The organism is Pseudomonas sp. KnCO4 (assembly GCF_045344305.1).
Taxonomy (GTDB): domain Bacteria; phylum Pseudomonadota; class Gammaproteobacteria; order Pseudomonadales; family Pseudomonadaceae; genus Aquipseudomonas; species Aquipseudomonas anuradhapurensis.
Window position 1 is genome coordinate 2041221 of record NZ_CP174199.1, and the last position, 22940, is coordinate 2064160.

Annotated in this window: 22 protein-coding genes and 1 tRNA gene; 11 read left to right on the plus strand and 12 right to left on the minus strand. The window is 64.9% G+C overall.

The window, feature by feature from the left end:
* Positions 1-50: 50 nt before the first annotated feature.
* Both ACJA3S_RS09560 and zapE read right to left on the minus strand, forming a co-directional pair.
* A complete protein-coding gene (locus ACJA3S_RS09560; protein WP_406821619.1) occupies positions 51-1265 on the minus strand; it encodes a delta-60 repeat domain-containing protein in 1215 nt (404 codons plus the stop codon).
* 54 nt (positions 1266-1319) lie between these two features.
* On the minus strand, positions 1320-2441 hold the full coding sequence (zapE, locus tag ACJA3S_RS09565) for a cell division protein ZapE (protein ID WP_406821620.1): 1122 nt from the start codon (positions 2439-2441) through the stop codon (positions 1320-1322).
* Between the two features lie 163 nt (positions 2442-2604).
* Between zapE and ACJA3S_RS09570 the strand changes: the two genes are divergently transcribed.
* Positions 2605-3030: a DUF1810 domain-containing protein gene (locus ACJA3S_RS09570; protein ID WP_406821621.1), complete on the plus strand. Its 426-nt coding sequence runs from the start codon at positions 2605-2607 to the stop codon at positions 3028-3030.
* Between the two features lies 1 nt (position 3031).
* On the opposite strand, the gene ACJA3S_RS09575 is transcribed toward ACJA3S_RS09570, so the two are convergent.
* Positions 3032-3274: a hypothetical protein gene (locus ACJA3S_RS09575; RefSeq protein WP_114170314.1), complete on the minus strand. Its 243-nt coding sequence runs from the start codon at positions 3272-3274 to the stop codon at positions 3032-3034.
* A gap of 261 nt (positions 3275-3535) precedes the next feature.
* Between ACJA3S_RS09575 and ACJA3S_RS09580 the strand changes: the two genes are divergently transcribed.
* Positions 3536-3610: transfer RNA gene (locus ACJA3S_RS09580), tRNA-Gln, on the plus strand.
* 191 nt (positions 3611-3801) lie between these two features.
* Here the strand turns inward: ACJA3S_RS09580 and ACJA3S_RS09585 are convergent.
* The 3 genes from ACJA3S_RS09585 to ACJA3S_RS09595 are packed head-to-tail and all read right to left on the minus strand — an operon-like array spanning position 3802 to position 8932.
* Positions 3802-6192, minus strand: a complete 2391-nt coding sequence (locus ACJA3S_RS09585) for a response regulator (protein ID WP_406821622.1) — start codon at positions 6190-6192, stop codon at positions 3802-3804.
* 13 nt (positions 6193-6205) lie between these two features.
* Positions 6206-6667 carry a response regulator gene (locus ACJA3S_RS09590; RefSeq protein WP_186675810.1) on the minus strand — a complete coding sequence of 154 codons (462 nt, stop codon included), beginning with the start codon at positions 6665-6667 and terminating at the stop codon, positions 6206-6208.
* Between the two features lie 15 nt (positions 6668-6682).
* Positions 6683-8932, minus strand: coding sequence for an ATP-binding protein (locus ACJA3S_RS09595; RefSeq protein WP_406821623.1), 2250 nt, complete (start codon positions 8930-8932; stop codon positions 6683-6685).
* Between the two features lie 266 nt (positions 8933-9198).
* Between ACJA3S_RS09595 and ACJA3S_RS09600 the strand changes: the two genes are divergently transcribed.
* The 7 genes from ACJA3S_RS09600 (at position 9199) to ACJA3S_RS09630 (ending at position 15531) form a co-directional block, all read left to right on the plus strand.
* The gene (locus tag ACJA3S_RS09600) at positions 9199-9726 is read left to right on the plus strand and encodes a spore coat U domain-containing protein (protein WP_406821624.1); all 528 of its coding nucleotides are present in this window, start codon (positions 9199-9201) and stop codon (positions 9724-9726) included.
* Between the two features lie 30 nt (positions 9727-9756).
* Positions 9757-10293, plus strand: a complete 537-nt coding sequence (locus ACJA3S_RS09605; RefSeq protein ID WP_406821625.1) for a spore coat U domain-containing protein — start codon at positions 9757-9759, stop codon at positions 10291-10293.
* 19 nt (positions 10294-10312) lie between these two features.
* Positions 10313-10840: a spore coat U domain-containing protein gene (locus tag ACJA3S_RS09610; RefSeq protein ID WP_406821626.1), complete on the plus strand. Its 528-nt coding sequence runs from the start codon at positions 10313-10315 to the stop codon at positions 10838-10840.
* Between the two features lie 3 nt (positions 10841-10843).
* Entirely contained in the window at positions 10844-11347 is a 504-nt protein-coding gene (locus tag ACJA3S_RS09615) for a spore coat U domain-containing protein (protein ID WP_406821627.1), read from the plus strand.
* Between the two features lie 39 nt (positions 11348-11386).
* Positions 11387-12163 carry a molecular chaperone gene (locus ACJA3S_RS09620; protein WP_406821628.1) on the plus strand — a complete coding sequence of 259 codons (777 nt, stop codon included), beginning with the start codon at positions 11387-11389 and terminating at the stop codon, positions 12161-12163.
* A 105-nt stretch (positions 12164-12268) separates the two neighbouring features.
* The gene (locus ACJA3S_RS09625; protein WP_406822229.1) at positions 12269-14566 is read left to right on the plus strand and encodes a fimbria/pilus outer membrane usher protein; all 2298 of its coding nucleotides are present in this window, start codon (positions 12269-12271) and stop codon (positions 14564-14566) included.
* Positions 14566-15531, plus strand: a complete 966-nt coding sequence (locus tag ACJA3S_RS09630) for a spore coat protein U domain-containing protein (protein WP_406821629.1) — start codon at positions 14566-14568, stop codon at positions 15529-15531. The genes ACJA3S_RS09625 and ACJA3S_RS09630 overlap by 1 nt, the downstream gene beginning before the upstream one ends.
* A gap of 60 nt (positions 15532-15591) precedes the next feature.
* On the opposite strand, the gene ACJA3S_RS09635 is transcribed toward ACJA3S_RS09630, so the two are convergent.
* The 5 genes from ACJA3S_RS09635 to ACJA3S_RS09655 form a co-directional block, all read right to left on the minus strand.
* Entirely contained in the window at positions 15592-16740 is a 1149-nt protein-coding gene (locus ACJA3S_RS09635) for a M14-type cytosolic carboxypeptidase (protein WP_406821630.1), read from the minus strand.
* Between the two features lie 91 nt (positions 16741-16831).
* Positions 16832-17605, minus strand: coding sequence for an AraC family transcriptional regulator (locus ACJA3S_RS09640; RefSeq protein ID WP_406821631.1), 774 nt, complete (start codon positions 17603-17605; stop codon positions 16832-16834).
* A 36-nt stretch (positions 17606-17641) separates the two neighbouring features.
* Complete coding sequence (locus ACJA3S_RS09645) at positions 17642-18874, minus strand: MFS transporter (RefSeq protein WP_406821632.1); 1233 nt, start codon at positions 18872-18874, stop codon at positions 17642-17644.
* Positions 18875-19006: 132 nt separating this feature from the next.
* The gene (locus ACJA3S_RS09650) at positions 19007-19240 is read right to left on the minus strand and encodes a hypothetical protein (protein ID WP_406821633.1); all 234 of its coding nucleotides are present in this window, start codon (positions 19238-19240) and stop codon (positions 19007-19009) included.
* Positions 19230-20012 carry a VacJ family lipoprotein gene (locus ACJA3S_RS09655; protein ID WP_406821634.1) on the minus strand — a complete coding sequence of 261 codons (783 nt, stop codon included), beginning with the start codon at positions 20010-20012 and terminating at the stop codon, positions 19230-19232. Before ACJA3S_RS09655 ends, ACJA3S_RS09650 begins: the two co-directional genes overlap by 11 nt.
* Before the next feature lie 164 nt (positions 20013-20176).
* On the opposite strand from ACJA3S_RS09655, the gene ACJA3S_RS09660 reads away from it, so the two are divergent.
* Both ACJA3S_RS09660 and ACJA3S_RS09665 read left to right on the plus strand, forming a co-directional pair.
* Complete coding sequence (locus ACJA3S_RS09660; protein WP_406821635.1) at positions 20177-20899, plus strand: response regulator; 723 nt, start codon at positions 20177-20179, stop codon at positions 20897-20899.
* Positions 20896-22251 (plus strand): ATP-binding protein, encoded by a 1356-nt coding sequence (locus ACJA3S_RS09665; protein WP_406821636.1) that lies wholly within the window; start codon positions 20896-20898, stop codon positions 22249-22251. Before ACJA3S_RS09660 ends, ACJA3S_RS09665 begins: the two co-directional genes overlap by 4 nt.
* Here the strand turns inward: ACJA3S_RS09665 and ACJA3S_RS09670 are convergent, their stop codons facing one another.
* Positions 22252-22716, minus strand: coding sequence for a DUF1348 family protein (locus ACJA3S_RS09670; RefSeq protein ID WP_406821637.1), 465 nt, complete (start codon positions 22714-22716; stop codon positions 22252-22254). It abuts the gene before it with no gap.
* Between the last annotated feature and the right edge of the window lie 224 nt (positions 22717-22940).

A 22940-nucleotide genomic window follows, 5' to 3' on the forward strand; every position in this document is an offset into this window, starting at 1 on the left:
GATGGGCCCGCTCCAGGAGCGGGCCCATCAGCGGCTGGCGCGCTCGAGTGCTACAGGGGGTAGCGGGCCACGAACTTCTCGCCCCGCAACTCGATGGCTTGCTGGCCGTCGTGGGCCAGGGTCAGCAGGGTCTTGCTTTCTGGGTAATCTGGCGTCAGTAACCAGCCGTTATCACCGAATGAGGTGTCTACCTTGCCGTTTGCGTCCAGGCGAACGATTGCCGTTGGCAATTGATTACCGAGCTGGAAGCCATGGCCGCAGCCGATCAGGGTACCGCTGCCATGCGCAGTGACCGCGAATGCCTTCGTCCGGTCGAACTCCGGGCGTTTGAAAATGACGGCTTCGCCGTCGTTGAAACTGGGGTCGACACTGCCGTCCAGTTTCAGGCACAGCACAAACCCACTTTGCCCGGTGTTGCTTCCTGCGTCACCCACCAGATAAATGCGTTCATGTGCTTGCACCGCAGAATTAACACCAAGATGAACAAGGTTCGGATGGCCTGGCAGGCGGTTGACAATCCAGACACCCTGCTGCGCAAAGCCAGAGATGACTGCGCCATGCTTGTCGCAGGCGCCTACCCAAGCCTGCACATCATCACCGCCTACTCGATGCATGCCGCAGTAATAGAAGCCGGCATGTTCCGCCTCTTCATACCGGGCGACTACTGCGAGGGTAAATAGATTGCGGCCCTCCCAGGTGAAAAACCTGCGCATGCCGACGCGGTTGAACGATGTGTCCAGATTCCCTTGCAGGTCAAATTGTGCAAGCCCGGAGTTTACCTCTTGGCGAAGCTTGCCATCGGGAAACTGGGGAACGCTGCCTGCGTATCCGGCGGTGTCTTCCTGACTCCTTTTCTGACGAGAGGAGTCGCCCGGCTCCATTGGCCAAGGAACCAGCTTGAATCCGAACGCCAAGTCTTGCGCTCCTGAGTTCTTGTCGAGGCGGAAAATGCCGAACTGCTCGCTGGCTCGAAGCGCGACGCTACACACCAGGTAATCGCCGTTTTCAACAAAGCACAGCCATGCCGCAGGTTCTGACGGCATCCCGATCCGTACGGTGCCATCCTCACCAAATGCCCTGACGACCGCGCCATCGGGCGTGAGCTTGGTCAGAACCATGGTGGGTTCACCTGAGTCATCTTTAGAGGCTTTGGAGCTGTAGTAGAAACCACCCACCAGATAGGGCGGGCGGTTGATCAGTTCGGTCGAGGCATCTTCTGGCAGCTGAAGGTCAATGCGGGTCCACAGGGCTTGGTTGCTTGACATGGGAGGCACCTCCATAGGTATGAAAGTGCATTAGAAGCTGCTGCAGAAGATCGGTCAGCTGGTAGAACTGGCAGTTGACAGCTCGGAAAAACTCACTGGATGAGGCTCGCCTGGCGCGAGTCGATGCAATTGCCCCAGCCGGCTGCGGGTACGCATCAGGTCGGCAAGCGGCCCGTCCAGGCTCTCTTCCAGCGGCCGTTTAGCGATCACTATCACTTGCCGGTCCTGGTCATACAGCACATCCACCAGGTTGGCCAAACGCTGCTGCGCCGCCAGCGAGCATTGCGAAAGATCGTCCAGCCCATCGATGACCCATTCATCGTATCGCTCGGCCAGTACCAGGTAGTCGATAACCGCCGTGGCGTGCTCGCACAGGTCTGCAAAGGCAAACACCACCCGCCGGCCATCGCTGGCCAGCGCGCGCAACGGGCGCTTGTTCACTTCCAGTATCACCGGTTGTTCATCCGGAACCCCGAGCGCCTGGCGTTGTGCCGCGGTGCCTGGCCAGGCATAGCAACCACGGGTGAAGCGCTGGTGCTTGCGGTTGGCCGGCAGGCTGCGGAAGTCGGTGTCACCGCTGACCTCGAGCACTGTCATCGAGCTGTTGATCAGGCGGATCACCGGCAGGAAGCGCTCATGGTACAACGGGTTGGGCAGCAACCCTTCGGGGGCATAATTGGACGTTACCAGCAACCACACCCCACGGCTGAACAGGGCGTTGAACAAGCGCGTGAGCAACATCGCATCGCCAATGTCATGCACGTGGAACTCGTCGAAGCACAGTACCCGGCAGCCGCCCAGCAGTTCGTCAAGGGTCGCGCCCAGCGCATCATCCAGCGCGCGGTGGCGGTGCATGCCCTGGTGCAGGCGGGCAAAGAAGTCATGGAAATGCAGGCGTTGCTTGGCCGCTACCGGCACGGCCTGGAAGAAACCATCGAGCAACCAGCTCTTGCCGCGCCCCACCGGGCCGTACAGGTACAGGCTGCGCGGTTGGCCTTGTTCGAGCTGTGCCAGTTGCTCGGCCATGCATTGGATTACCCGGCGCTGGCCGTCGCTGAGCTGATAACCGCGGCTGCGTGCCTGCTCTTCGAACCAGCCGAGCAGCTCGCTCTGGGGGGCGGTGTCACGCAAGCGCCGGCCGAGCTGGCGTAACGGGGCAGGAATCCAGGCAGGCAAAGCGAAGCTCCTTCGGCGATGACGGGGGAGCATGCAGCTTGCCCGAGCGCGGCCAGTTTGACCAATACAGAAAGTGCGCGGCAATCATCGCCTGGCGAGATAGGTCGGCGCTGCAGGCGTACAGTGAAGAGGGTAGGTAAGCACGATGCGAGGAGGGGCGAGCATGCAAAGCGAATATGACCTGGAGCGCTTCGTCGAGGCGCAGAACCGGGTGTATGGCCAGGTGATGCAGGAGCTGCAGGCCGGGCACAAGCGCAGCCACTGGATGTGGTATGTGTTCCCACAGCTCGATGGCCTGGGCCGCAGCGCCATGGCCGAGCGGTATGCGTTGGCCGGGATCGACGCAGCCCGAGCCTACCTTGCCCACCCCGTGCTGGGGCCGCGGTTGCAAGCGTGTGTGACCGCGCTGCTGCAGCATGGCGACAAGAGTGCCAGGGCCATGCTCGGCAGCCCCGATGACCTCAAGCTGCGTTCGTGCCTGACCCTGTTCGCCCGGGCGGCGCCCGACAACCCGTTGTTCCAGCAGGCACTGGTGCAGTTCTATGACGGCGAGCCAGACCCCCTGACGGTGTCCGCCTTGGCGGGTTAGTTCAGGGCTTGCGCTCGAGTTGGCGCTCGATCATGTATTTCACGGCCAGCCGGCGCTCCTTCAGGTGGCGCAGGTCTTCGTCCTCGAAATTGCCGGCCGAGATCGACTCGGCGGCCAGTACCTGGTTGTCGATGTCCACGTATTCGTCGAGCAGCCGGTCCAGCGCCTTGTCCTGCTGGCGGCGTTGCTGGACGATTTCGCGCGGGTAGTGCAGGTCCTGGTAGAGATCGTGAGAAACAGGCATGGGAGTCCTCCATGGTCAATACAGTTGCCTCATCTGATTGGAAGGGAGGAATGCGATTGTGTTGAAGCGAGGCGGGGGGAAAGCGACGGATGGTCGCCGTGGGAAACGCCCAAATGACTAACCCGCTGTTTTTTGGCAATTTTTTTTCGCCAGGGGGTTCACAGACCGAAAGTTTGTTGTTAAAGTGCCGCGCATTCCAAGACAACAACCTAGTTGTCACTCAGTTGGAATTGTCAGAGCAGCAAACGCTGCATCCGATACAGGGGCGTCGCCAAGCGGTAAGGCAGCAGGTTTTGATCCTGCCATGCGTTGGTTCGAATCCAGCCGCCCCTGCCATTTTCTTGCTTCAAACATAGTTCGGTCCGGTGCTTGAATGATCAGCGCCGGGCTTTGCCGTTTCTGCCTTTTGCACGCCCTTGTAGGAGCGGCCTTGTGTCGCGATGGGCTGCGCAGCAGCCCCAGGGTTCAGATGTAGGGCAAATTGCCAAGGGGCTGCTGGCGCAGCCCATCGCGACACAAGGCCGCTCCTACACGGTCTTGGTCACCAGCATCTCGTTCAGCACCCGCGCCAGTTCATCGGCCTGTACCGGCTTCTGCACCACCAGGCTGTTCGGCAACTCCAGCCCCTGCAATTCCGCATAACCGGTAAGCAACACCACCGGCAGGTGCGGATACCGTTCGCGTGCGGCCAGGGCCAGTTGTGCGCCATTGAACTCGGGCATGGCGAAATCGCTCAGCAGCAAGTCGATCTGCTCATCCAGCAAGGCCAAGGCCTGTTCGCCGCTGTGCGCCTGGCGCACCTGGTAGCCATACTGGCGTAGCACGTCGCCAAGCATGTCGCGCACCAGGTGGTCGTCATCCACCAGCAGTACCGTCCGGTTACCGCCGCTTGCGCTGATCGAGTGGCTGAGCTGCGGCGGCAGCGGTTCATTCACCGCTTGATCCTTGACCGCAGGCAGGTACACCGCCACTTGCGTGCCACGCCCCGGCACGGTGTCGATGTGCACGCCACCCCCGGACTGCTTGGCGAAGCCGAACACCTGGGCCAGGCCCAGGCCCGAGCCCTTGCCGATGTCCTTGGTGGTGAAGAACGGCTCGAATACCTTGGCCAGCACCTCTTCGCTCATGCCGCAGCCGGTGTCGCCGATGCTCAGCACCACATACTCGCCCGGGTCCGGGTCTTCGGGGCGTTGCGGGCGGGCTTCAACACGGCCGTTACGGGTCGACAGGGTCAGTTGGCCACCGTCAGGCATGGCGTCGCGGGCATTGATCGCCAGGTTGAGGATGATCATCTCGGTCTGGGTCGGGTCGGTCAGTGCCTGCCACAGGCAGGGCTCCAGGTCCAGGCGCACCGAGACATTGCCGCCCAGTGTGCGGCGCAACAGCTCCTCCAGGCCGGCCAGGGTGCGGTTGAGGTTCAGCGGCACCGGCTCCAGGCGCTGGCGGCGGGAGAATGCCAGCAGCTGCGAGGTCAGCTTGGCACCGCGCTCGCCGGCTTCGCGGATGTGCGTGAGGCGGGAGCGGGCTTTGTCCACATCGCCCTTGGCCAGGTCGCGTTCGAGGAAGCTGGCACCAGTGAGGATCACTGTCAGCAGGTTGTTGAAATCGTGGGCCACGCCAGCGGTCAGCTGGCCGACTGCTTCCAGGCGTTGCATCTGTTGCAGCGCAGCCTCGATGCGTTCGCGTTCGTTGATCTGCTCGCGCAGGCGTGCGTTGGCCTCGGCCAGGCCCATGGCGGCCTCGCGTTCACTGGTGATGTCGCGTGCCACCACATACAGCAGGGTGTCTTCCGGCACCACCACCCACGACAGCCAGCGCTGCTGGCCGCCGGCATGCAGCACGCGGCCGACGAAGCGGACACTGGTGCGGCCATGGGCGAGGGCGGCCAGTTCGGTGAGCAGCAGTTCCTGGTCGGGTTCGGGCAGCAGGTGCAGTAGCGACGACTGGCTCAGGCGCTCGCGGGAAAAGCCCAGGCTGGCCTCCCAGGCGGGGTTCAATGCCACCGGGGTCAGGTCCTTGTTGAGCACTGCCAGCAGGTCCTGCGACAGCTCCCAGGCGCGGTCGCGTTCGCGGGTACGGCGCTCGACCCGTTCACCCAGCATCTCGTTGAGCTGACGCAACGCCTGGGTGGCCAGGCGCTGGGTATGGATGTCCTGCAGCACGCCGGAAAAGCGCACGCACTGGTCGTCGACGAACTGGCTCTGGCCGCTGCTGAGCAACCAGCGCGGCTCCCGGCCATCGGGCTGGGCGATGCGAAATTCCACGCGGTACTGGCCATCGCTTCCCGGGCGCATGGCGCGGTCTACCGCTTCGCGCACCAGCGGCAGGTCGTCGGGGTAGATGCCGGCATAGAATACGTCCAGGGTCATTTCGGTGCTGGTGGGCAGGCCGAACAGGGTCTTGCAGCGGTCATCCCAGAGCAACAGGCCCTCTTGCGGGCGCATGTCCCAGGTGCCCATGCCAGCCGCGTCGATGGCAAAGCGCGCACGTGCCTCGACGTCGGCCAGGGCTTCTTCGGCGCGACGCCGGCGCTGGCGCTCCTGCACCTCGGTCAGGGCCCGGCGCACCGCCTTGGGCAGCAGTGGCAGGTTCTTCTTCAGCACATAATCGGTGGCACCCAGGCGGATCATTTCCACCGCATGCTCTTCACCGTAGATGCCTGACAGGAAAATGAACGGGATGTCCGGTGCCAGGCGCTGGGCAATCGCCAGCACTTCGGTGCCGGACGAGCCCGGCAACACGCAGTCGCACAGGATCAGGTCGTAGTGGGCCTCGCGCAGGGCGTGCTCTACGCCAACATGGTCGAATACCAGTTGCGCCTGCACATGCAGCCCGCTGCGCTCCAGGCGCATCAGGGTCAGCTCGGCATCCATCGAGCTGTCCTCGACCATCAACAGTTTCAGCGGCATGGGCTGCATCGTCGCGGCGGCCTCAGTTGCTGCCGCGCCGGGGCAGGCGCAGCGAGCCGGGGGGTGGTTCATTGAGGACTGCCCAGAATATCCCAAGGTCGGAAATGGCGGCGACGAATTCCTTGAACTCCACTGGCTTGACCACGTAGGCGTTCACCCCCAGCTCGTAGGCGCGCAACAAGTCGGGCTCTTCACGCGAGGAGGTCAGCATCACCGTCGGGATGCTGCGCAGTTCGGGGGTGGCGCGCACTTCCTTGAGCACTTCCAGGCCGTCGACCTTCGGCAGTTTCAGGTCCAGCAGCAGCACGGCGGGGTTGCCATCGTCCCGTTCGGCGTAGGCATTGCGGCGCAGCAGGTAGTCCAGCGCCTCGGCGCCGTCACGCAGCACGATGACTTCGTTGGCCAACTGGCTGCGCTCCAGCGCCAGGAGGGTCAGCTCCAGGTCGCGTGGATTGTCTTCGACCAGCAGGATGGGTTTGAGCATGATGATAGCGGTGCCTCAGGTAGTCGCGGGGTGGCGCGGGAGGGTGAAGTGGAAGGTGGCGCCCTGGTCGATCTTGCCATGCGCCCAGACCCGGCCGTCGTGACGTTCGATAATGCGCCGCACGCTCGCCAGGCCGATTCCGGTACCTTCGAAGTCTTCCATGCGGTGCAGGCGCTGGAACACGCCGAACAGCTTGTTGGCGTAGGCCATGTCGAAGCCCACGCCGTTGTCGCGAATGCAGATCTCGATTTCGTCCGGGTGCTGCACGGCGCTGATGCCGATGCGTGCCGGGGTGCGGCCGCGGGTGTACTTGATGGCGTTGGCCAGCAGGTTGTGCAGGGCCAGGTTGATGAAGGCCGGGTCACCGATCACCTTGGGCAGCCGGGCGATGTCCCAGACGATGTCGCGGCCTTCGTAGTCGGGCGCCAGCTCGCTGCGAACGGCTTCGACCAAGGCGTTGAGGTCGACGTCCGACAGGCGCAGGGCGGAGCGGCCCATCTGCGAGAAGTTGAGCAGGTTGTCGACCAGGCTGCCGGCAAAGTGTGCGGCCTCGCCGATGTGTTGCAGGAAGCGCTTGCCGCGCTCGCTCAGGCTCTGCTCTTCGATTTCGCCGAGCAGTTCGGTGTAGCCGGCAATATGCCGCAAGGGCGCCCGCAGGTCGTGCGACACGCTGTAGGAGAAGGCTTCGAGCTCCTTGTTCGAACGGCGCAGCTCGCTGGCCAGTTGCGCCAGTTCCTCGGCCTTGCGCAGGACGATGCCGAGCACGGCGGTGCGCAGCTCCAGCACGCCTTCGAGAAGCAGCGGCTGCCAGGGCTCGCAGTAGCCGCGCAGCTGTTCCTGCCAGCGCTCGAAACTGTGGCGCGGGTCGAGGTTGCCCTGTGGCCCGACCTGCTTGCTCGGTTGCCCGGCCCAGTTCACCGTGCGCACCTGCTCGGGGCGGAACCACAGCAGGTAATGCGAGTGAATCTGGGAAATCGCCACGGCCAGCACGCCACCGGCATGAGCCGCGAGTTCGGGCAGTTCGTCGATGTCGCGTCGCAGGTTGTCGCTGTGGAAGACGGTCTCTTCGCCTCGTTGCGTCAGCCAGTGCACCAGTGCGGTGACTTGCGCGGCGGGTGGGGTCTTGCCGATCAGGTCGCAACGTTCGGCCGAGATGACCGCAGCCCCCTGGGCCCCCGCGAACGCCAGCAACACGTCGGGCAAGTCATGGAGGCCGTCGCTGACGCTGTCGTGGTCGGCCATCGACGAAATCATGCGCACGATGTGCTGGCGTAGCTCCAGCAGCTGGCGCGTTTTGGCGTGGGACTCGCGCGATTCGATCTGCAACGACAGCACGCTGGCCAGCAGCTCGCAGGCCGTGCGGGTGCGCAGGTCCACCGGGCGCGGTTGCTGGTGGTGGCAGGAAATCAGCCCCCACAATTGCCCATCGACCACGATCGACAGCGACATCGAGGCCAGGGTGCCCATGTTGCGCATGTATTGCAGGTGCACCGGCGATACGCTGCGCAGCGCGGCAAAGCTCAGGTCCAGTGGCTTGCCGGTGCGTGGGTTGGCAGCAGGCAGCAGCGGCGAGGGCCGATAGTTGGCGTCCTCGATCACGCGGATGCGGTTGACCCGGTACAGCTCGCGCGCCTGGCGTGGAATATCGGCGGCCGGGAAGCACAGCCCCAGATAGCTGGGGTAGCCTGGGTCGGCGACTTCGGCCAGCACCTGGCCGTTGCCTTCAGCGTCGAAACGGTAGGCCTTGACCCGGCCAAAGCCAGTGATGCGCTTGAGTTGCAGCACGGTTTGCTGCAGCAGTTCTTCGAGGCTGCTGGCCTGGTGCAGGCGGCCGACGAAGCTGCGCACCAGCGGGTAGTAATCGCCTTGCCCGGCAAGGTCCGCCGGCAGCCGCGGGGGCTCGAATTCGGCAATCAGCACTTGGTCATGACGGTGCGCCAGCAGGTGCAGTTTGTCGCTGTACGGTGCCCCCTGGCGCAGCTGCACGTCACCGATATGGAACGGAAACACCTCGTCCCCGGGTAGGCGGGCCAAGTGCAGGCGCAGGTCGAATTCACCACTGACCAGCTCGGCGAAGCTGCAGCCGATCATTTCCCTGGCCGGTATGCCCAGCCACTGTTCGACATTTTCACTGGCCTGAAGCACGCGCAGATCGGCTTCGTCCAGCACCAGCAGAAACCCTTGAGGCTGGATGCTGCCAGGTAGCTGGATCGGCTCCTGGGCACAGCGTTCAAGGGCCTGGGTGAGCGTGCTATCTGCAGTCATCGATGAAACGCTCCTGTCATGTCTGTCCATGCGTACCGTATGTGCCTGGTGCAGGATGAGAGTGCTTCACCCTAACAGATTATCCGCACCAATGCCGGCCTTGAGCATTGGAGGCCTGAAGTGGCGGTGGGTTCTGCGTCACGCCGGCTGTTTTCTGCGCGGGCATATCGCTTTGTTGCTAACACAAAAAAATGGCTGTATGCCACCACGGTGATGTCAACTCGCTGCTACGCTCAGCTCTGCACACATCGACAAGGATAATCAAGGTGACGGAGCGCTTCCTGCCCGCGCTGTTGGGCCTGGTGGTGAGTACCAGCGCCACGGCGACGGACTTCCTGGTGGAGGTACGCGTGCTGGTGCAGCGCGGCTGCATGCTGGTTGGCCAACCGCGCGACGCCGGCGCCCAGGCGCAGGGGCTTGTCGACCTGGGCGCCGCAGCACGCCTCGACGGCCCCGGCGCGCCGCTCAGCGGTGCGCTGCTGAGCCAACGCCCGCCACGTCTGGAGTGCAATCCGCAGACCCCGTATCAGGTGCGCGTCGACGGTGGCCAGCACGGCGGTATCGGCGAGCTGCGTTTTCTCGCCAGCGAAGATGGGCAGGCCCGGCCCATCCCTTACCGGCTGTATCGCGATGCCGCCTGGCGCGAACCGTTAGCGGTGAATGTGGCGCATTCGGCGTGGGTGCCGGACAGCGGCACGGTCGAGCTGCCGTTGTACGCACGCATCGACAAGCTGGCCTGGGTTCCCCCGGCCGGCCGGTATGCCGACCTGCTCAAAGTCACTGTCACCTGGTAGCGAGGCCGCCATGCACAGGAACCCGACGCCATGAGCCGAACCCCGATCCTGCTGCTTGCCCTGGGCCCGTTGCTGGTGGCCAGCAGTGCCGCGCACGGCACCAGCACCGGCTTCATCCAGGCGCGCCTGGTGATCAGCTCGGCCTGCCAGGTCAGCAGCAACGGCACGCAAGCGACCCTGGTGGGCAACCCGGGGGTGCTGGATTTCGGCGAGCGGGGCCCAGGCTGGGACCTGCCGCTGCGCAGCCAGGTCGATGACCTGAGCGGCGAGGGCAGCCTGCAGATCAGCTGCACCCCCGAGGTGCGGGCGTTCAATGTGCGCATCAATGGCGGCCTGAATGGCAGCGATGGCATACGGCGGTTGAGCAACGGCCGCGAACTGATCCCTTACCAACTGGCAGTCGACCCGGGCGGCAACAGCCACTACGGCATTGGCCAGGCGCGTGCCTTCACCATCAGCGGCACCCGCCAGGTGCCGGTTCCCATTTACGGTGTGGTAGTGGCGCAGGCGCGCGCGCTGCCAGCCGGGTTGTACCGTGACACCCTGAGAGTGACCCTGGATTGGTAACAACGCTTAGGAGACTCCGATGCGATCGAACCTTTCACGCTGCATCCTCGCCGGCCTCGGCCTGGCGCTGGCCTTTCAGGCCCATGCCGCCACGACCGGGAACATCAACTCGACGCTGACCCTGACTGCGGCATGCCAGGTCAATGGCAGCTCGGGCACCTCGGGGATGAACTTCGGTACCTTGGATTTCGGCACCCAGGACGCCCTGTTCACGACCGCCGCTGCCCAGGTAATGGGCGGTGGTGGGGCGATGAGCGTGCTGTGTTCGGCCGGCACGATACCGGTGATTCGCGTGCGCGCAGGCGTCAACGACGGCCAGTCGACCGGGGGCACGCGCGCGCTGGCCGATGGCGCCGGCAATTTCGTGCCGTACGACTTCTACACCGACGCCGGGCACTCGCAGCTGCTGGCCATCGACGGCACCATCACCTTGCCGACCAGCACCGGCGTGGCCCAGACCGTCAATTTGTACGGCCAGGCGCGAGGCAAGGCCGGCTTGCCGGCGGGGGTCTACACCGACACGGTTTCGGTCGAGCTGTCGTTCTGAGCCATGCGCAGGTGGCTGGCGGGCGGGCTGACCTGCCTTGGCATGCTGCTGGGCGCGCCGCTGGATGCGGCGACCACCAGCAGCTTCGCGGTGACGGCACAGATCGTCGCCGGGTGCCTGGTGGTGGGCGGCGTGAGCAGCTACGGGACGCTTGACTATGGCTCGCAATCGGCGCTGGCCAGCGGGCTGCTCGGCACCGCGTTGGGCGGTTCCACGGTGACCTTCCAGTGCACCCCGGGGGTGGCCCTGAACATGAGCGTGGATGGCGGCCAGAACAATGCCGGCGGCACACGCAACCTCAAGCGTACCGGTGGCACGCAGGTGCTGGCCTACCAGCTGTATCGGGATGCGGCCTACAGCCAGAACCTGGGGATCGGCCAGAGCGTCGCGGTGAGCTACACCGACCCGACGGCGATCAAGCTGCCGGTGTACGGGCGGGTCCAGCTGACCGGCACGCTGCCGGCCGGGACCTACACCGATGTGGTGCAAGTGACAGTGAGCTGGTGAACACAGCAGCAGCAACGACCCGTATTCAAGGAGAGCATCATGGGGGCAGGCGCGAAATGGAGGCGTGGTCTGATCGCACTGATGTGGCTGGCCAGCCTGCCGGCCTGGGCGGCAACCTCGGTGCTGATCTGGCCGATCGATCCGGTCCTGGAAGCTGACCAGAAGGCCGGCGCGCTGTGGCTGGAAAACCGTGGCACCACCGCGGCCAACCTGCAGGTGCGAGTGTTCGCCTGGCGCCAGGGGGACTACCAGGAACAGTTCCAGGCCCAGCGCGAGATCATCGGCAGCCCGCCGGTGGCCAGCATTGGCCCCGGGCAGCGGCAGCTGATCCGCCTGACCCGTACCGCCCCCACCCCGGTCGGGCAGGAACAGGCCTACCGCATCATCATCGACGAAATCCCGCCGGCCATCCCTGTCGACAAGGCCGAGCCTGGCACCACCGCGGCGATTCGCCTGCAGATGCGTTACTCGGTACCCCTGTTCGTCTACGGCGAGGGCCTGTGGGGCAGGGCCGACCCTGAGGGCAAGCGCAACGCCGAGGGCCTGGGCAAGCCGCAGCTCAGCTGGCGCGCGGTGACCGTGCAGGGCAAGCCCTATGTGGAGCTGCGCAATACCGGCCCGGTGCATGCCCGCCTGACCGATGTGGTGGTGCAGCAGGGCAGCCAGAGCAAGCCATTGGCCGAAGGCCTGTTGGGCTATGTGCTGCCGGGGGCCAGCATGCGCTGGCCGGCACCGCTGGCAGCGGGTGCGGGCAGTGTGTTGACAGGGCGGGTCAACGGCCAGGGCAGCGCGGACGCTATCCGCCAAGGCCAATGAGCCAACGCCTGAATGCCGTTCATGGGCCAGGGGGGACCCGGCAATGGCTGGAAACCGTGTGTGAAATGGCTGACGACGATGCCCCGCTGGTGCGTGGGGCTGGCCATGCTCGGCTCGGGCCTGGTGCTGGCCGACGACCTGCCGCCACCGCCGCTGGAGCTTTCCGCCATCACCGACGCCACGCTATACCTCGAACTGCTGGTGAACCAGATGCCCAAGGCTGAATTGGTCGCGGTCCAGCAGCGCGCCGGGCAGTTGTACCTGGACAGCGAGGTGTTGCGGGCGGCGGGTGTCTCGCTGCCGGGCAACCCGCAGGGCGAGCTGGCACTGGAGGCCATCGCAGGGTTGCATGCCGACTACGACAGCCAGAACCAGCGCTTGCTGCTGCAGGTGCCAGCGGCCTGGCTGCCCGACCAGCAGGTGGGCGAGCGCAGCCTGTACCCGGCGACCGATGCACGCAGCAGCTTTGGCGCCTTGTTCAACTACGACCTGTACCTGAACGACACCGATGATGCTGGAAGCTACCTGGCAGCCTGGAATGAACTGCGCCTGTTCGACAGTTGGGGCACGTTCTCCAGTACCGGGCAGTGGCGCCAGTTGTTCAACGCTGCGCAGGCCGACGACACGCGTCAGGGCTTCCTGCGTTACGACTCCACCTGGCGCTTCACCGACGAGCAGCGCCTGCTGACCTATGAGGCCGGGGACCTGGTGACCGGCGCCTTGCCCTGGAGCAGCTCGGTGCGGGTTGGCGGCCTGCAGTTGTCTCGCGATTTCGCTGCGCGCCCCGACCTGGTCACCTACCCATTGCCGGCGTTCGCCGGGGAGGCGGCGGTGCCGACCTCGCTGGATCTGTTCATCAATGGCTACAAGTCCAGCACCACCGAGTTGCAGCCGGGGCCCTACACCTTGACCAACGTGCCGTTCATCAATGGTGCCGGGGAAGCGGTAGTGGTCACCACCGATGCGCTTGGCCGACAGGTGTCGACCACGTTGCCGTTCTACGTCACCAGCAGCCTGCTGCAGCAAGGCCTGGCGGATTACTCGGTAGCGGCCGGCAGCCTGCGCCGTGACTACGGCGTGCGTGACTTTGCCTATGGCCCTGGGGTGGCTTCGGCCAGCCTGCGCTATGGGGTGAGTGACGCCTTTACCGTCGAGAGCCATGCCGAAAGCGCCGCATCGTTGATGCTGGGCGGCCTGGGCGGCAACCTGCGCCTGGGGAATGTCGGCGTGCTCAATGCGGCCCTGGCGCAGAGCCAGTTCGAGGGCGACAAAGGCCACCAGGTGGCCCTCGGCTATCAGTACAACAGCCAGCGCATCGGCATCAGCTACCAGCGCCTGCAACGCTACGGCGCCTATGCCGACCTGACCCGTGTGGACAGCCAGGACATGCAGCTGAGCCAGCGCAGCGAACAGGTCACGTTCAGCCTCAACCTGAACCAATACGGCAACATCGGTGCCGGCTACTTCGACGTGCGGGCTGGCGATGGCACGCGGACCCGGCTGCTCAACGTCAGTTACAGCCGGCCGCTGTGGGGCGGCAGCAGCCTGTACCTGTCGGCCAACCGGGAAGTGGGCGCTAGCCAGTGGGCACTGCAGGCGCAACTGGTCATCCCGTTCGACTTGCGTGGCACCCTGGCCCTGAGCCTGGAGCGCAGCCAGGCCGGCGAGCGCCTGCAGCGCGTGAACTACAGCCGCGCCGTGCCTGTGGGCGGCGGTGTCGGTTACAACCTGGGCTATGCCGCTGGTAGCGAGCGCGACGCCTACCGCCAGGCCGATGTCACCTGGCGCCTGCAATCGGTGCAGTTGCAGGCGGGGGTGTATGGCAGCAGCGGCGAGATGACCCGCTGGGCCGATGCCAGCGGCTCGCTGGTGTGGATGGATGCGGGGTTGTTTGCCGCCAACCGTATCGACGATGCCTTCGTGGTGGTCAGCACCCAGGGCTACGCCGATGTGCCGGTGCGCTATGAAAACCAGGCAGTCGGCCGCACCGATGCCAGCGGCCACCTGCTGGTGCCATACAGCAGCGGTTACTACCGCGGCAAGTACGAGATCGACCCGATGGACTTGCCACCGGACATCCTGGCGACGGAAGTGGAGCAGCGCGTGGCGGTGCGCCGTGGCAGCGGCTATCTGCTGGAGTTTCCGCTGCGGCGCGTGCTGGCCGCCAGTATCGAGCTGGTGGACGGTAACCGGCAGGTGCTCACGCTGGGCAGCCGCGTCACGCATAGCGAAAGTGGCAGCCAGGCGGTCGTCGGCTGGGACGGCCTGGTGTACCTGGAAAACCTGGCGCGGCACAATAGCCTGCAGGTGGAACTGGCGGGCGGCGGGCACTGCCAGGTGGCGTTCGACCTGCCTGAAACGCAAGGTTCGATCCCCTTGATCGGCCCGCTGGAGTGCAAGTGATGGGCCGCTGGCGTGGCTTGTTGGCCTGCGCCTTGTTGCTGGCGATGGGTAGCACCTGGGCCCAGTGCACCTCCGTGGTGACTGCGCCTGCGGCGTTCGGCTCGCTCAACTCGACACAAGTGCGCAGCACGGTACAGATGGCTTCCAGCAGCAATTCGGGCTTGCAATGCAGCGGTTCGGTGCTCAGCGTGCTCAGCAGCACCGACTCCTTCAAGATCAAGATCACTGCCCCCACCAGCGGCCTGGTGGGGCCGACCGGGGATGTCATCCCTTACACGCTGTATGCCGATGCCACAACCAGCTATCCGATCACCCGTGGTACCTCCTTCGAATACCGCACCACCGGCATTCTGGATGTACTGGGCCTGCTCAACGGTACCCCCAAGAACGTGCCCCTGTACATGCGCACGCAGGTAGGCAGCAACGTAGCGGCGGGCACCTACCAGGAAACCCTCAACGTCGAGTGGACCTGGGATTATTGCGCCGGGATCGGGGCCGGCGGGTTCTGCATCGGCCGGGATACCGGCAGTGGTAGCAAGCCGCTGACAGTGAGCCTGACGGTGACCAATGACTGCCAGATCACCACCCCCGACATCAGCTTTGCCAGTGCGCCGGTGGTGGCGGGGTTCGGTACGGTAAGCCAGAACCTGAGCGTGTCGTGCACCAAGGGCAGCACCTATACCGTGGGCCTGGACGATGGCCAGAACGTGGCCAGCGGACGGCGGCGCATGAAGTCGTCGGCAAACGGCTACCTGGCCTACGACATTTTCAAGAGCGCCGGGGCGCAGCGCTGGGGCTCGGTGGGGGCGGCGCGACGGGCCAGTAGCGATGCCGATGTGAACCCGGGAGCAGGCACGGGTACCGGTAGCCAGGTGTTCAACTACAACGCCAGGGTCTATACCGACCAGGCCACACCGCCGGCAGGGAGTTATGCCGACAGTGTGATCCTGGACGTGCAGTTCTGAGCGTACCCGAGCACATCAAGCTGCAGGTGCCAACTGGAAGTCAGCTGGAACGCCGCAGGCTCAACGCAAATCGTCAACCATCTGCGCCAGGGTCTCCAGCACTGCCCCGGCCAATGCCTTCGAACGTGCCCCCGACCACCCCGTGGCCGGGTTAGGCGCGTCGTCATGGTCCTTGAAGGGCATTTCCAGGGTCAGCGACAGGCAGTCATGCGCCATTCCCACGGCATTGCAGGCCAGTGTCGTGTTGGCCTGCCCCGGCTCGTCGCGGGTGTAGCCGTGCACGGTCTGGAAGTCACGGGTCAGGCTGCACAGCGTGTTGCGGAACTGCGTTTCCAGCTGCGCCAGCCGCGGCGTATAACCCGGGTTGCCTTCGCAGGCCGCAGTGAATACATGGGGAATCTCTTCATCGCCATGCACGTCGATGAACGCATCCACCCCGTACTGCTTCATCTGCGCCTGGGCGAAGAACACCTCGGGGCTGAACTCGACACTGGCGTCCTGCCAGGCACGGTTGAGGTCCTTGCCCTTGAAGTTGGTGCGCAGGTGGCCGAGGAAGGCACCGTCGGGGTTCATGTTGGGGATCAGGTACAGGTCGGCCTTGGTCAGCAATTGGCGGATCACCACGTCGTCGGCCTGCAGGCGGTCGATCACCCCTTCCATGAACCATTCGGCCATGTGTTCGCCCGGGTGCTGCTGGGCAATCAGCCACAGCTTGCGCTTGCCTGCGGCGCCATCACCGGCACGCAGCAGGGGAATGTCGCGGCCCTGGACGCTGCGGCCGCTGGCCAGCAACTCGACCCCTGGCAGTTGCCGGGCACGTTCGATCAGCTGGTTGTGGCGGGCGCGTGAGTAGGGCTCGAAGTAAGCGAACCAGATCTGCGGCTGTTCGGCGGTTACCTCGAACGACAGCGCCGTGCCATCGTACTGGCTGGGCACGCGGAACCAGCTTTGCTGGTCGTAGGAGGCCACGGCGTTGTAACCGCTCCAGGCGTTCTTGTAGGACGAGCCGGAGGCGTTGTCGAGGCTGAAGCGGTGGACCTGGCCTGGCGTCAGCCCGCTGACCTTGAAGTGGAACCACTGGTAGTGGCCGCTGTGGGTGTCGGGGCGGATGGCCAGGTGCACCCGGGCCGGGTTGCTGGCATCCAGTACCTGAATGTTGCCGGAGTCGAAATCGCAGTCGATCTGCAGGGGGGACAGCGTTGCGGACATGTGCCGGGCTCCTTCTGGGCTTTGTTGTGAGCCTACTGTACACGCCATGACCGGGTTGCTGGGTGAGATCATGCAAGGATTGTTTTTCAGCTCATTTGAAGAACTGGCTGGGCGTGGTACCGAACTGGCGCTTGAACATGCTGGCGAAGGCGCTTGGGCTGTCATACCCCAACGCCACCGCGACATCGATGATGCGCTCGCCCAGGGCGATCCGTTCCAGCGCCTGCATCAGCCGCGCCTGCTGGCGCCACTGACCGAAGGTCATGCCGGTTTCCTTGCGAAACAGGCGCTGGATGGTTTTCTCGTCCACACCCAGCTGTACGCCCCAGTCGGCCAGGGTGGCATTATCGTAAGGCCGCTCGAGCAGCGCCGCGCAGATCGTGCGCAGGCGCTTGTCGCCGGGCTGCGACAGTTTCAGCGGCTGGGTTGGCAGCACGCAGATCTCATCCAGGATCAGGCGCATCACCCGGCCTTCGCGCGAGTCATCGGCAAACGGCGCGCAGAAGCCCACCGAGGCCTTGATCAGCTCGCTGAGCAATGGCGAGATGCTGATGGCCTTGCTCTGCCCGGGTAGGGGGACGGCGGTATCGGTGCGCACGAACACACTGCGCATCTTCACTTCGCCCACGCAGCGTATCGCGTGCACCTGGCCGCAGGGCATCCACACCCCGCGGCTGGGTGGCACGGTCCAGCGTTCGTTCCCGGACTCGACGATCATCAGCCCTTTGATGGCATAGATCAGCTGATGCTTGGCATGGCTGTGCGGCTCGATGAACCAGTCGGTCGGGTAGTCGGTTGCGCGGCTACCCACTTCCCAGGCCCATTCATCGACCTCGACCAGCAATTCATGCTGCGGTTTGAGCATTGCTACCTCGTGTTCAGGCTGCCCGGCCCCGCCACTTTAACAGCAGCGGGCGGGGCGGGCTTGCGAGCGGGTTGCCGGCAGCAGCGCAGTGGCCAGCCCCAGCAGCGGCAAGAAGGCGATTGCCTGGTACACCCACTCGATGCCATGCCGGTCGGCCAGCTCGCCAAGCCCGGCGGCACCGATGCCGCTGATGCCGAACATCAAGCCGAACATCACTCCGGAGACCATGCCGACCCGGCCAGGCACCGCCTCCTGGGCATACACCACCAGGGCAGCGAAGGCCGATGACATGACCAGGCCGATGAGCACCGCCAGGGCCGCCGTCCAGGCCAGGTTGGCATGTGGCAGGGCGAGGGCGAAGGGGGCCACGCCAAGGAACGACACCCAGATCACCGCCTTGCGCCCGATCCGGTCACCCACCGGGCCGCCAGCGAAGGTACCCAGTGCTACCGCCGCGAGGAACACGAACAGGTACAGCTGGCTGTGCTGCACGCTCAGGCCGAAGTGTTCGATCAGGTAGAAGGTGAAGTAGTTGGTGAACGAAGCGATATACACGAACTTGGCGAACATCAGCACGGCGATTACCCCAACGGCGCGCCACATGGCGCCAGGGGCCAGCCCAGGCGGCTGCTGCCCGGCGAAGGTCTTGAGCCGGGTCTGGCCGTGGCTCCTGGTCCAGCCGGTCACCCGCCACAGCACCCACACCGCCAGCGCAGCTGCCAGCATGAACCAGGCGATGGCGGGCTGGCCATGCGGAATGACGATGGCAGCAGTCAGCAGCGGGCCAAGCGCCGAGCCGGTGTTGCCGCCCACCTGGAAGGTCGATTGCGCAGTGCCGAAGCGCCCGCCGGAAGCCATCCTGGCCACCCGTGAGGCTTCCGGGTGGAAGGTGGCCGAGCCGACGCCGACCACGGCGGCGGCCACCAGCAGCATGGCGTAGCTGCCGGCACAGGCGAGCAGGGCGATGCCGACCAGGGTGACCAGCATGCCGGCCGGCAGCAGGTAGGGTTGCGGGTGCTTGTCGGTGTACAGGCCGACCCAGGGTTGCAGCAGCGAGGCGGTCACCTGGTAGACCAGGGCGATCCAGCCGACCTGGGCGAAACTCAGGGCGAAATCGCTCTTGAGCATCGGGTAGATCGACGGCAGCACGGCCTGGATCAGGTCGTTGAGCAGATGGGCGAATGCGGCAGCGCCGACGATGCGGACCAGAAAGCCCTGAGGACGGTCGGCAGGCGTGGTGGCGGCCATGGAGGCGGAGGGAATCGTCATGGGCGAAGTTCTTCTGTCGAAAGGGAGCAAGGCATTGCCAGAGGAGGGTAGCCAGCGCCGCGGTTGCCTGTCTCACGCCGAACAGGCAGCCACTGTCGCATTTCGGACATTGCAGAATCCGCTGCTCTTGCTTCACCGCCCCTGGCGGGCCATCCAGCGCAGCAAGGCGGCAATCGGTACGCTGCGGTGAGCCTCGTGGCGGTAGGGTTTGCCGTCGGCGGTAACGCGCTCCCGATAGCGGCTCAGCACCAGGCTGCGACCATCGGCAGACAGGCGGGCTTCCAGTTCATGCAGCACCAGCGGCTGTCGGGCGGCGCCTTCCAGGCGCCTGAACAACAGCACGGCGGTTTGGCTATCAGTTGTCACGGGCACCCCCGGCACAATCGACCTGCCATGCACCCCGCTCGCCGGCCTTGCCTTCTGCCACCCGGTTGCTGCGCCGTTGCGCGGTGTAGTCGCGCAGCGCGACGTAGTAATCCGGCCAGGTGCGCAGCAGGTCGGTCAGTGGCAGGGCTTCGGCCCGCGCATCGACGAAGCCGCCCGCTGTGGCGACGCTGCCCAAGGTGGCGACGGTATCGCTGCTGCCGCCAAACGGGTCCAGCGCCATGCCCAGTACCGTGCCGGTGGCATCGCGCAGGTTGTGCGAGCCCAGCAGCGGCAGCTCGACGATCGGGCCGTTGGCAATGTTCCAGACACCGAAGGTCTGGCCAAAGTCCGAACGGTGCTGGCTCAGCCCCATTTTCCCCGACACATCGACCAGCCCCGCCACACCCAGGGTGGTGTTGAAGATGAAGCGCGTGAGGCTGGTCATCGCCCGCTCGCCATTGCCTTGCAGCACATCGTTGATGAACACCTTGGGCTCGGCGAAGTTGCTGGCAAAGTTGTGCAGGCCCTGCCGGGCGAAACCGGGCAGCGCCTCGTAGCCTCGGGCGACGGGAGCCAGCAGGTAGTCATCGACGCTGCGGTTGAAGGCAAACACCGCGCGGTTGGCGGGTTCTGCCGGGTCACTGAGTTGATAGGCGACGTTGCCGCACACCGCTGTGGCGGGAGCGCGTTGGCTACAGCCGCCCGCAGCCAGCAGCGACAGGACCAGTACGGCAGAGCGTGCTGAACGGGAGGCGGAGGGTGAACGGGACATGGATGGCTTCCTGGCAAGAACTGGCGGCGATGCTGCGCAGTTTTGTTTGCCGGGTGATGTCCGGAATGTCTCGGTGTCGACACTTTGTTACCGGGTTGAAATATATGACGGCTGCAGGGGATGGCCGTAAAGTACCGCTGGATCTCTTGTTTTGGTGAGTTTTAGTGAGCCATTTGCTGATAGTCGACGACGACGTCGAAGTACTCGACCTGCTGCAGAAGTTCCTTCGCCAGCACGGTTACGAGGTGGACGTGGCCAGGGACGGCAAAGCGCTCTGGCAGGCCGTCGAAAGGCGCGTGCCAGACCTGGTGATTCTTGACGTGATGTTGCCTGGCGATAGCGGCCTGGTGCTGTGCCAGCGCTTGCTCGCCGAGCACAAGGTGGCGGTGATCATGCTCACCGCGATGGGCGAGCTGAGTGACCGGGTAGTGGGGCTGGAGCTGGGTGCGGATGACTACCTGACCAAGCCGTTCGCCGCCCGTGAATTGCTGGCGCGGGTCAGGGCAGTGCTGCGGCGTGCTGGCGAAGCGGCTGATCGTGCAGCCGCTGGCGGGTCGGGCCATGCCTGCGCGATTCTCGAGTTTGCTGGCTGGCGGCTGGATGTGGTGCGGCGCGAATTGCGTTCGCCGGCCAACGTCATGATCCCCTTGTCCAACGGTGAATTCGAACTGTTGCTGGTGTTCGCCGAACATCCGCGCCGGGTGCTCAGCCGCCAGCAGCTGCTGGACCTGGCCCGTGGCGATGCCTACGAGGCCTATGACCGCAGCGTCGATGTCCAGGTGAGCCGGCTGCGCCGCAAGCTTGAAAGCGACCATGGCCACGAGCCCTTGATCCGTACCTTGCGCAACGCCGGTTACCTGTTCACGCCTACGGTCGCCAGGCGATGAGCCTGATTACCCGGGCTCGCCAGGCCCTGCCACGGCCAAAGATCACCATTGCCCGCTGGATCGCGCTGACCACCCTGACGGCGATGCTCTTCCTGTTGCTGCTCAAAGGCCTGTTCAGCCTGCTGCTAAGTGTCTGGGCGCAGCCACCGTTGCTGGAAAGCGGAGTGATTGAAAAGGTCGCAACGGTTACCCGCATCCTCGATGTCGCGCCCTTGGCAGAGCGGGCGAGCATCGCCAGTGCGGCGGGCGACGGCAGCTACTCGGTGCGCTGGCTGCGCCGCCATGACGAAGCGGGCGTGCCGGTGCTGGTCGACGCCGAGTTCAGCGAGGGCACGCCGATCCTGCGCGCGCTGCTCAAGCGCCCGGATGCCAGGATCGAAGCCTTCGAACCGTCCGACATGCCGGAATACGCACCTGAGCGCGGCTATGCGCTGATGATCGAGCTGAGCGACAAGTCGTGGGTGCTGTTCCGCGCCACTGCCCGTAGCTGGGGGCTGGATGAGTTGCCACGCAACCTGATCATCCTGACCCTGATGCTGCTCTCCAGCCTTGCCGTTGCCTTGCTGGCCACCCGCTACCTGGCCAAGCCGCTGGAGCGTTTTGCCGAAGGCGCACGGCGTTTTGGCAAGGATTTCAACGCGCCGCCGATTCCGGTGGTCGGTCCGCATGACCTGCGCCAGGCGATTCTCGCGTTCAACGCCACCCAGGCGCAGCTCAAGCACTTTCTCAACGACCGCACCCAGATGCTTGCGGCCATTTCCCATGACTTGCGCGCACCCCTGACGCGCATGCGGTTGCGTGCCGAGTTCATTGACGACGCCCAGTTGCAGGCCAGGCTGTTCAAGGACGTTGACGAGATGCAGGCGATGGTCGAAGCGGCGCTGGCGTTTTTCCGTGACGATGCTCGGCTGGAGCAGGCCACCGTGTTTGACCTGGGCGAGTTGCTGTCGACCGTGGTGGACGATTTCAGGGATGCCGGCGTTGAGGTGGGGCTGAGCGGGCCACGTCGCTGCGTGTACGAGGGGCGGCCGGTGGGTATCAGGCGGGTGCTGGTCAACCTGATCGACAATGCCGCGAAGTATGGCCGTGACCCCGCAGTGACGCTGGCGATAGGTACTGGGCAGATCGAAATCAGCGTGCAGGATCGCGGGCCGGGCATCGCGCCGGAGCTGCACGAGCAGGTATTCGCGCCGTTCTACCGCATCGAAGGCTCGCGCAACCGTAATACCGGCGGCGTCGGGCTGGGCCTGCCGGCAGCCCGGGCCATCGTGCTGGAGCACGGCGGCAGCGTGACCTTGGGCAACCGCCCGGGTGGTGGCCTGGAGGTCAGGGTCACACTGCCGGCAGGTTGATCAGAGCCCCAGTTCGCTGAGCCCGGGGTGATCGTCCGGGCGCCGCCCCAACGGCCAGCGGAACTTGCGCTCGGCTTCGCTGATGGGCTGTTCATTGATGCTCGAATGGCGGTTCTGCATCAGCCCGTCGTCGGCGAATTCCCAGTTTTCGTTGCCATAGGCGCGGTACCACTGGCCGCTGTCGTCGTGGTACTCGTAGGCATAGCGCACGGCAATGCGGTTGTCGGTGAAAGCCCACAGCTCCTTGATCAGGCGGTACTCCAGTTCGTGGTTCCATTTGCGCGTCAGGAAGGCCTCGACCTCGGCGCGGCCGCGGGGGAACTCGACGCGGTTGCGCCACACGGTGTCGACGGTATAGGCAAGCGCGACCTTGGCAGCGTCACGGCTGTTCCAGCCATCCTCGGCCAGGCGGACCTTTTCGATGGCGCTTGCGTGGGTGAAGGGTGGAAGGGGTGGGCGGGACATGGGCTACTCCTCGGATCGATTGGCTGGTGAGGAGCTTAGCCGCCGCTGCGTGACCTGAGAATGGATGTGCCTGGCACTTCATAATTGCATTGCCTGGAACAATGTGCAGGAGCGGCCTTGCGTCGCGATGGGCCGCAAAGCGGCCCCCGGATTCCCTGATCAAAACTGGAATGGCTGGGGCTGCTACGCAGGCCCGTCGCGACGCAAGGCCGCTTCTGCAAGTG

What these genes read in the sequence shown, in the direction of transcription:
- ACJA3S_RS09560 (WP_406821619.1), bottom strand. Translation starts at nt 1,265, where the DNA reads ATGTCAAGCAACCAAGCCCTGTGGACCCGCATTGACCTTCAGCTGCCA.
- ACJA3S_RS09570 (WP_406821621.1), top strand. Translation starts at nt 2,605, where the DNA reads ATGCAAAGCGAATATGACCTGGAGCGCTTCGTCGAGGCGCAGAACCGG.
- ACJA3S_RS09575 (WP_114170314.1), bottom strand. Translation starts at nt 3,274, where the DNA reads ATGCCTGTTTCTCACGATCTCTACCAGGACCTGCACTACCCGCGCGAA.
- ACJA3S_RS09585 (WP_406821622.1), bottom strand. Translation starts at nt 6,192, where the DNA reads ATGCAGCCCATGCCGCTGAAACTGTTGATGGTCGAGGACAGCTCGATG.
- ACJA3S_RS09590 (WP_186675810.1), bottom strand. Translation starts at nt 6,667, where the DNA reads ATGCTCAAACCCATCCTGCTGGTCGAAGACAATCCACGCGACCTGGAG.
- ACJA3S_RS09595 (WP_406821623.1), bottom strand. Translation starts at nt 8,932, where the DNA reads ATGACTGCAGATAGCACGCTCACCCAGGCCCTTGAACGCTGTGCCCAG.
- ACJA3S_RS09605 (WP_406821625.1), top strand. Translation starts at nt 9,757, where the DNA reads ATGAGCCGAACCCCGATCCTGCTGCTTGCCCTGGGCCCGTTGCTGGTG.
- ACJA3S_RS09610 (WP_406821626.1), top strand. Translation starts at nt 10,313, where the DNA reads ATGCGATCGAACCTTTCACGCTGCATCCTCGCCGGCCTCGGCCTGGCG.
- ACJA3S_RS09615 (WP_406821627.1), top strand. Translation starts at nt 10,844, where the DNA reads ATGCGCAGGTGGCTGGCGGGCGGGCTGACCTGCCTTGGCATGCTGCTG.
- ACJA3S_RS09620 (WP_406821628.1), top strand. Translation starts at nt 11,387, where the DNA reads ATGGGGGCAGGCGCGAAATGGAGGCGTGGTCTGATCGCACTGATGTGG.
- ACJA3S_RS09625 (WP_406822229.1), top strand. Translation starts at nt 12,269, where the DNA reads ATGCTCGGCTCGGGCCTGGTGCTGGCCGACGACCTGCCGCCACCGCCG.
- ACJA3S_RS09630 (WP_406821629.1), top strand. Translation starts at nt 14,566, where the DNA reads ATGGGCCGCTGGCGTGGCTTGTTGGCCTGCGCCTTGTTGCTGGCGATG.
- ACJA3S_RS09635 (WP_406821630.1), bottom strand. Translation starts at nt 16,740, where the DNA reads ATGTCCGCAACGCTGTCCCCCCTGCAGATCGACTGCGATTTCGACTCC.
- ACJA3S_RS09640 (WP_406821631.1), bottom strand. Translation starts at nt 17,605, where the DNA reads ATGCTCAAACCGCAGCATGAATTGCTGGTCGAGGTCGATGAATGGGCC.
- ACJA3S_RS09645 (WP_406821632.1), bottom strand. Translation starts at nt 18,874, where the DNA reads ATGACGATTCCCTCCGCCTCCATGGCCGCCACCACGCCTGCCGACCGT.
- ACJA3S_RS09655 (WP_406821634.1), bottom strand. Translation starts at nt 20,012, where the DNA reads ATGTCCCGTTCACCCTCCGCCTCCCGTTCAGCACGCTCTGCCGTACTG.
- ACJA3S_RS09665 (WP_406821636.1), top strand. Translation starts at nt 20,896, where the DNA reads ATGAGCCTGATTACCCGGGCTCGCCAGGCCCTGCCACGGCCAAAGATC.
- ACJA3S_RS09670 (WP_406821637.1), bottom strand. Translation starts at nt 22,716, where the DNA reads ATGTCCCGCCCACCCCTTCCACCCTTCACCCACGCAAGCGCCATCGAA.